We start from the raw sequence: 6,404 nt of genomic DNA, 5'->3' as shown, positions 1-6,404 counted from the left end.
CATTGTTAGTGTCGGAACTCCAATGATACCTGATTTTTTCGTCTTGGTGTTTTTTTATTCAATTTTTTTCAAGTGGCTAACTTGATTATAAAATTTGCCGACATAATTTAATTAAACAATCAGTTAATTACTTATATCAAAAAATAGGACTAAGAAATCTACAATGATTTCTTAGTCCTATTTACTATCAAATAAAATTATTAACAGATTTTATCGCCCAAGCTAAGCATCTTTTCACGACGTTCTGCAGCTGTCTCTGGTTTAACATTTCTCCAGTCAACAACTGACAAAGCACCATCAAGGATACCACTATTATCCTTCAAGGCTAGGGCATTGTGCCAAACGGAGATATTCAAACCGTTGGTTGTCAAGTCAGCATCGTTTTCTGATGTACTCAAGTTATAACCAGCGTCATTTTCAACTTTAATAGTGTAATTTGGGTCAGCTTCATTAAGAATTACAAGTTGGAACTTGTCACCGATAGCACAACTGCCACCAAGACTGGAATATTTATTTGAACCATCATCGGTTGTAAGGAGGATGACCGCATCTGTAGGAACATTTTTATTGTCTAAATATGTTTTTGCTTCTGGTTTAATATTGATTTTCATTTTTAAAGGTCCTTTCTGCTACAATTATTTATTAGTTTGTGTAAAACTAACTTGTACAAAACCTTTATTACAATATATAATTTACAGCACTTTGATTGAAGATACAACTAATTTGCCTACGACAAGAAAATGATTGTATCCTACGACTTTTTAGTCAATAATCTTCATATAATAACGAGGTAAATATATGAAAAAAATTTATTTTATTTGTACGGGAAACTCCTGTCGCAGTCAGATGGCGGAGGGATTTGCAAAAAAGGCTTTTGGTTCTGATTGGCAAGTTGAAAGTGCCGGAATCGAAGCACATGGGGTCAATCCTTTGGCAATTAAGAGTATGGATGAAGTTGATATTGATATTTCACAGAACACATCAAAGATTATTGATCCCGAATTTCTGAGTCAATGTGATTTAGTAGTGACTCTGTGTGGAGATGCGAGAGACCGCTGTCCAATGACACCTCCGAGCGTTAAGAAGATGCACTGGCCATTAGAGGACCCAGCTCAAGCCACTGGTAGTACTGATGAGAAAATGAAAATTTTTCGCAAGGTTAGAGATGAGATAGGTGACCGTGTCAATGAATTAGCGATTAGTTTGAAATAACGTGTAGTGCTAGTTAATCGTTCCTAAATTGAGAATAAAAAAGCTCAATTATTTTATATCTAGGCTGTTTTAAATTTTAATTTGGAAAATATTATTGATGAGAATATTTGTAATTAAATATCAACTAGCACCATGCGCAATTGCTTTTATAGAAATCTTAAAACTGAAGGATGAAAGAAAAAAATTATGTCTGAAAAAAATGAAACTAATCCATATTGCCACGCAGGAATGACTTGCCACGATGGTTGTCACTGTTCAAGCGCGGATGGAATTTGCCATTGTCCAATGATCAGTGAAGAAAAGTGTGCTTGCGACGGGTATTGTGGGGCTAAGAAGTAATAATGAAGGCAGCATATATAAATCAAGTTGGCGGAATTGATGAAATAAAAATTGGTGAAATATCAATGCCTGAATTACATGATAATGAAGTAATGATCAGAACTTTAGCAGTATCTGTAAATTTTGTCGATACATTCGTCCGTTCTGGTGGATTCAAAACGGCAATGGATTTTCCATTTGTCATTGGTCGTGATGCTGTTGGGACAGTGGTTGCAGTTGGTACAAATGTTTCCAGATTTCATAAAGATGAACTAGTTTGGACCAACAGTATGGGATATGAGGAACGAATGGGAACCACAAGTGAATTTGTAGCTGTTCCTGAAGTTAGATTGTATTCGGTTCCTCAAGGTGTTGACCCGATTAAACTAGTTTCATCAGTCCATTCTTCTGCAACAGCTGCCATTTTGCTAGCTGATATATTACAAGTTAGGCAAGGACAGAGGATTTTAATTGAGGGTGCTGCTGGTCATGTTGGAACAAAGCTAGTCGCACTTGCTAAATTATTAGGATTGGTAGTATCAACAACCAGTAATATTCGTGATTTTTCCAAACTAAAATCTTTGAATGCCAGAACACTGTATGATTATCATCTTCCAGTATCAGAGATTAATGGCAAATTCGATTACATTATAGATACATCGGGTAAAGTCGAATTGCAGGATAATTTAAGTAAATTGACAGTACATGGTCAAGTTGGCCTGATTACAGCCCCAAAAACGAATCAGTTTGCGTTTAACGTCCGTTCAATGTATATGAATGCGCAATCGGTAAAGGGGTTTGTCATCAGTCATGCATCAGTAGAACAGCTGCAACATGCTAGTGAATTAGTCAATGATAGTATTTCTGATGGGAGCTTATTAGATGATGAAATCCTACAACTTCCAATGGAACAGGCTGCATCAGCACAGGATATGTTAGTGAATGGTCAGACTATGGGTAAAAAAATAGTTTTAATATTTAGAACAGTTTAAACTTTTAATCTGTAGTTAGGAACACTAAAAAACAGTTGGTTTTCACCTCATGTAATATTTATGGGTGAATAACAACTGTTTTTTTAGTGCCTTAACAAATTTGATCACCTAGGGTAACCATTTTATTTAGACGGTCCCTTTCGGATTCTGGATTAACATTACGCCAGTCAATAACCGCTAGAGCATTATCGAGAATTCCACTCTTATCTCTCAATGTTAATGTCCCATGATCGAATCCAATGGTTATCTCATCACTGACTAGATATTTTTCGGGTGCGGTCATGCTTAATTGGTAGTTAGCATTATTTTCAAGTTTGATGGAAAATTGTTCATCAGCATGATTTAAAATTATCAGTTGAAATTTATCGGCTAGTTCACATGTAGCACCGATACTAGAATATTTATTTGAACCATCGTCAGTGGTTAAAATGACAAAACTGCCACTTGGAATTTTGTTAGCTAGGTATTGTAATGCTTCTGGTTTGAAATTTGCTTTCATAATTAAGAAGCCTCCATAATTGGTTTTGAAAAATTGTCTCGTGTAAAACCTATTTCTTAATTACAATTTAGTTCTTGAAATTTCTTTTGACAAATTATTAGCTTCAAAAACGACTTTGTCGAACCATACTTTCAGAGAGTGTAAATGAATTAATCACCGTTACAAGGGTTGTAATAAGCACGATAGCATCAAAATTCTTGAATAAATTACAAAATAATAATCCTAATAATGTTGAAGCAATAAAGATTATTTTAACGTGACGTTCTTTTTTAATATTGGATTTATTGTAGATGTCAGCCAGGAAAATCCCCAGATAAAATAATATTAATCCCGCGTAAAGAATCATAGTAGCCGCTGTTTTTGAAAATTCTTCTTCACCAATGAAATCCAATGATACGGTAATTAAACTAATTCCAAAGAGGACTGGATAGTGAAGGTAGATCAGTCGATTACCGGTCTGTTTGGTTTTATTTTCATCGATGAAATGATCGAATTGGGTGATATAGACCATGAATAAAGCGCAAATAATGATAAAAATCAGGACAGAAAAAATATTAAATTCACTTATTTTAAAGTAATCAGCAATGTCGACAATCGTTTCACCGAAACTGATGATAATCAGTGCCGTTAATCTTTCCAATAGATGGGGGAAATTAATTGCTCGTCCAGTCATCTTCGAAGTGAAAATACCGGGTAGAATCCAACTGCTTAAGACACCAATCAGGGCAATTGTTAGACCGATTTTGAATGGCAATAAAGCACCAACTAACAGTAATATTGTTCGGAGTGACAGAATATAAACAAACAATCTTGTAAGATTCTTGTCAACCTGTTTGTGGCTTCGTAGGTAGACCAATAAGTATTGTAGAACTAAAGTTGCTGATAAGAGAGCAGCTGCTAAAGTGAATGGGCGAAACCATTGTTGGATATTACCGTCGATATTATTCGACATGAATAAGACGATGGCCATGTCAAACATGAAAAACAGAATATTTTCAATGGAATTCTTACCATATCTATTTGTAAAAACAGTTTCAACCATCCAGGTGTTAATGAAGACAATTAACATAATAGAGAAGATAACAAATTGCTGAAAAAATGATGATCCTTCTGGTAGGTGACTTATCAAGCCAGTCAATTTTGAAACTGCATAAACAAAGACTAAATCGTAAAACAGTTCGGTCAATTCAACTTTTTTGGGAATTAATTTATTCATTAATACACTTCCTAGTCTGTTGATTAGATTGCCATATAATTTTACATCTATTTATTACTAAGGTTGAAAGTTTAGTTAAATATGCCGTTTCCAGAGTAGGAAAATATTCATTGGCTGTGCTCCTTATCAATCACTGTATCGATAATTGTGCCTTGAGAAAATTGATAAAAGTCTGTGCAACCTCACTTAAAGGTGAACCTTTACGCCAAATCAAAAAATGCTTTAGTTCATGTTTGGGTTCGAATGGAATGAATGTTAATTTACTATCGGCAGGTAACTCAACGCCTGATATACAAACTAGCGAGCCTAAATCAGCTTGTGCTAGATAAATTGCGTTGGTCAGTAAATTATATTCGGCAACAATTTGTAAGGAAATCCCATCGCCCTGCAACCAATCGTTTAATTCGTCACGAACCAATTGACGGTGTGGGATAATTAGCGGTTGATTTTTTAAATCACTAATGGAAATATTCTTATGCTGACGAAAAGGACTGTTTTGATTGACCGCGATACCCCAGATATCTTCAATTGGCAATTTTAAATAGTGATATTTGGCTGTATTAATTGGCGTTGAAACAAATCCGATTTCTAATATTCCTTGATCAAGCCGTTCTTTAATGTCCGTTCCATCGGCGTCAAATAAGTCAAAAATCACATTGGGATTTTCTTGATGAAAGTTTATTAACTGTGGCGTTAGAAATTTAGTTATTGTCGATTCAACACTGCCAATACCAAGGGTACCAGTCAATTCATCGTTATTGATGTTTCTAACCAATTGATTGGCTCGATTTAATTCAATCAAAATTTGTTGAACGTGTAATTGATAGGCCAGACCGGCTTTTGTTAGAACCATACGATGTCTTTCTCTTGTGAATAATGGTGTATCCAAATCGGATTCTAACTGTTGAATTTGTCGGCTGAGTGTTGGTTGAGCCACATGTAATTCACGAGCCGCTGCGGAGACGGTTCCTAATTTAGCAATAGTTAAGAAGTAGTTGAGGATTCTTGTTTCCATATTTCCAATCCTTTCGATACGCTTTAGGTATAGTCATATATTCATTATAAGCCTTTCACATATAACAAGGTAAGGATTATCCTAGATATGGTAATGAAAGGGGGAAAACAAATGATTCCGACAATTCAGTTAAATAATGGGCAAAAGATGCCTCAAGAGGGTTTTGGAACCTTTCAAATAACAGATTTTGAAACATGTAAAAATGCCGTATTAAAGGCATTAGATATGGGATATCGTTTGATTGATACGGCACAGGTTTATAAAAATGAACAAGCCGTCGGTGCAGCTTTGAAATTGACATCTGTTCCGCGTTCAGAAATTTTTGTTACTACCAAGGTGTGGTTGCCTTTTTTTGGTGATGATGTTACTGAAAAATCTGTTGAAGATTCATTGCAACGTCTGGGATTAGATTATCTGGATTTGGTCTTGTTACATGAACCTTATGGTGATTATTATGGGGCGTATCGCGACTTGGAAAAACTTGTTGTAGCAGGTAAAATTAGGTCAATTGGAGTGTCCAACTTTGATGCTGGACAACTGATGGATTTGACGCATCAAATGCAGATTACACCAGCAGTTAATCAAGTCGAATTGAATTTATATCAACAACAAGATGATTTAAGAAAATATCAAACTGAAAAACAAATTATAATTGAAGCGTGGGCTCCACTAGGTGAAGTGAATGGCTCAATTTTACAAGAACCATCCGTAGTACAAATTGCCGAAAAATATCACAAAACTACTGCACAAATATTATTGCATTATTTAGTGCAACTCGGCGCAGTAATTATTCCCAAATCTGTTCAAGAAAGTCATATGCGTGATAATTTAGATATTTGGAATTTTGACTTATCTTTGTCAGAGATGCAGCAATTGGCGATTTTGAATAAAAATAAATGGCTTTCACCAAATAGACACACACTCGGCAGTACCAAACATTATATGGATTTGATTGATGAAGGGTTAGACAACTAAAGGTTGAAAGTTTAGTTAAATATGCCGTTTCCAGAGCTGAGAGTATTCAATTGCTGCGCGGAACGGCCCGAGCCAGAAAGCAGTCTCGAACCTCGGTTGAAGCCTCGCAAAAACCGCGAGTCTTCAACACGTCCGGTGGTGTAATTGCTGAAGCAATAACGCCACTTTCGCTGCAAA

The 6,404-nt window shown here is 35.6% G+C and carries 7 protein-coding genes; 3 read left to right on the top strand and 4 right to left on the bottom strand.

The features are described 5' to 3' along the window. Nucleotides 1-200 precede the first annotated feature (200 nt). A complete protein-coding gene (locus FFM71_RS09875; RefSeq protein ID WP_137612006.1) occupies nt 201-611 on the bottom strand; it encodes an iron-sulfur cluster biosynthesis family protein in 411 nt (136 codons plus the stop codon). A gap of 187 nt (nt 612-798) precedes the next feature. Here FFM71_RS09875 and arsC point away from each other — a divergent pair, with 187 nt between their 5' ends. Both arsC and FFM71_RS09865 read left to right on the top strand, forming a co-directional pair. Beyond that, a complete protein-coding gene (arsC, locus tag FFM71_RS09870; protein ID WP_137612005.1) occupies nt 799-1,212 on the top strand; it encodes an arsenate reductase (thioredoxin) in 414 nt (137 codons plus the stop codon). A 341-nt stretch (nt 1,213-1,553) separates the two neighbouring features. After that, entirely contained in the window at nt 1,554-2,522 is a 969-nt protein-coding gene (locus FFM71_RS09865; protein WP_137612004.1) for an alcohol dehydrogenase catalytic domain-containing protein, read from the top strand. A 91-nt stretch (nt 2,523-2,613) separates the two neighbouring features. On the opposite strand, the gene FFM71_RS09860 is transcribed toward FFM71_RS09865, so the two are convergent. The 3 genes from FFM71_RS09860 to FFM71_RS09850 form a co-directional block, all read right to left on the bottom strand. After that, on the bottom strand, nt 2,614-3,021 hold the full coding sequence (locus FFM71_RS09860; RefSeq protein ID WP_137612003.1) for an iron-sulfur cluster biosynthesis family protein: 408 nt from the start codon (nt 3,019-3,021) through the stop codon (nt 2,614-2,616). A 103-nt stretch (nt 3,022-3,124) separates the two neighbouring features. Beyond that, the gene (locus tag FFM71_RS09855; RefSeq protein WP_137612002.1) at nt 3,125-4,237 is read right to left on the bottom strand and encodes a low temperature requirement protein A; all 1,113 of its coding nucleotides are present in this window, start codon (nt 4,235-4,237) and stop codon (nt 3,125-3,127) included. 130 nt (nt 4,238-4,367) lie between these two features. After that, nucleotides 4,368-5,252, bottom strand: coding sequence for a LysR family transcriptional regulator (locus FFM71_RS09850; protein ID WP_137612001.1), 885 nt, complete (start codon nt 5,250-5,252; stop codon nt 4,368-4,370). Nucleotides 5,253-5,363: 111 nt separating this feature from the next. Between FFM71_RS09850 and FFM71_RS09845 the strand changes: the two genes are divergently transcribed. Beyond that, nucleotides 5,364-6,227 carry an aldo/keto reductase gene (locus FFM71_RS09845; protein WP_137612000.1) on the top strand — a complete coding sequence of 288 codons (864 nt, stop codon included), beginning with the start codon at nt 5,364-5,366 and terminating at the stop codon, nt 6,225-6,227. Nucleotides 6,228-6,404 lie beyond the last annotated feature (177 nt).

Source organism: Companilactobacillus huachuanensis (assembly GCF_005404815.1).
GTDB classification, from domain to species: Bacteria; Bacillota; Bacilli; order Lactobacillales; family Lactobacillaceae; genus Companilactobacillus; species Companilactobacillus huachuanensis.
Note: the sequence above shows the minus strand (reverse complement) of the source record. Positions and strands in the feature narration are given on the sequence as shown.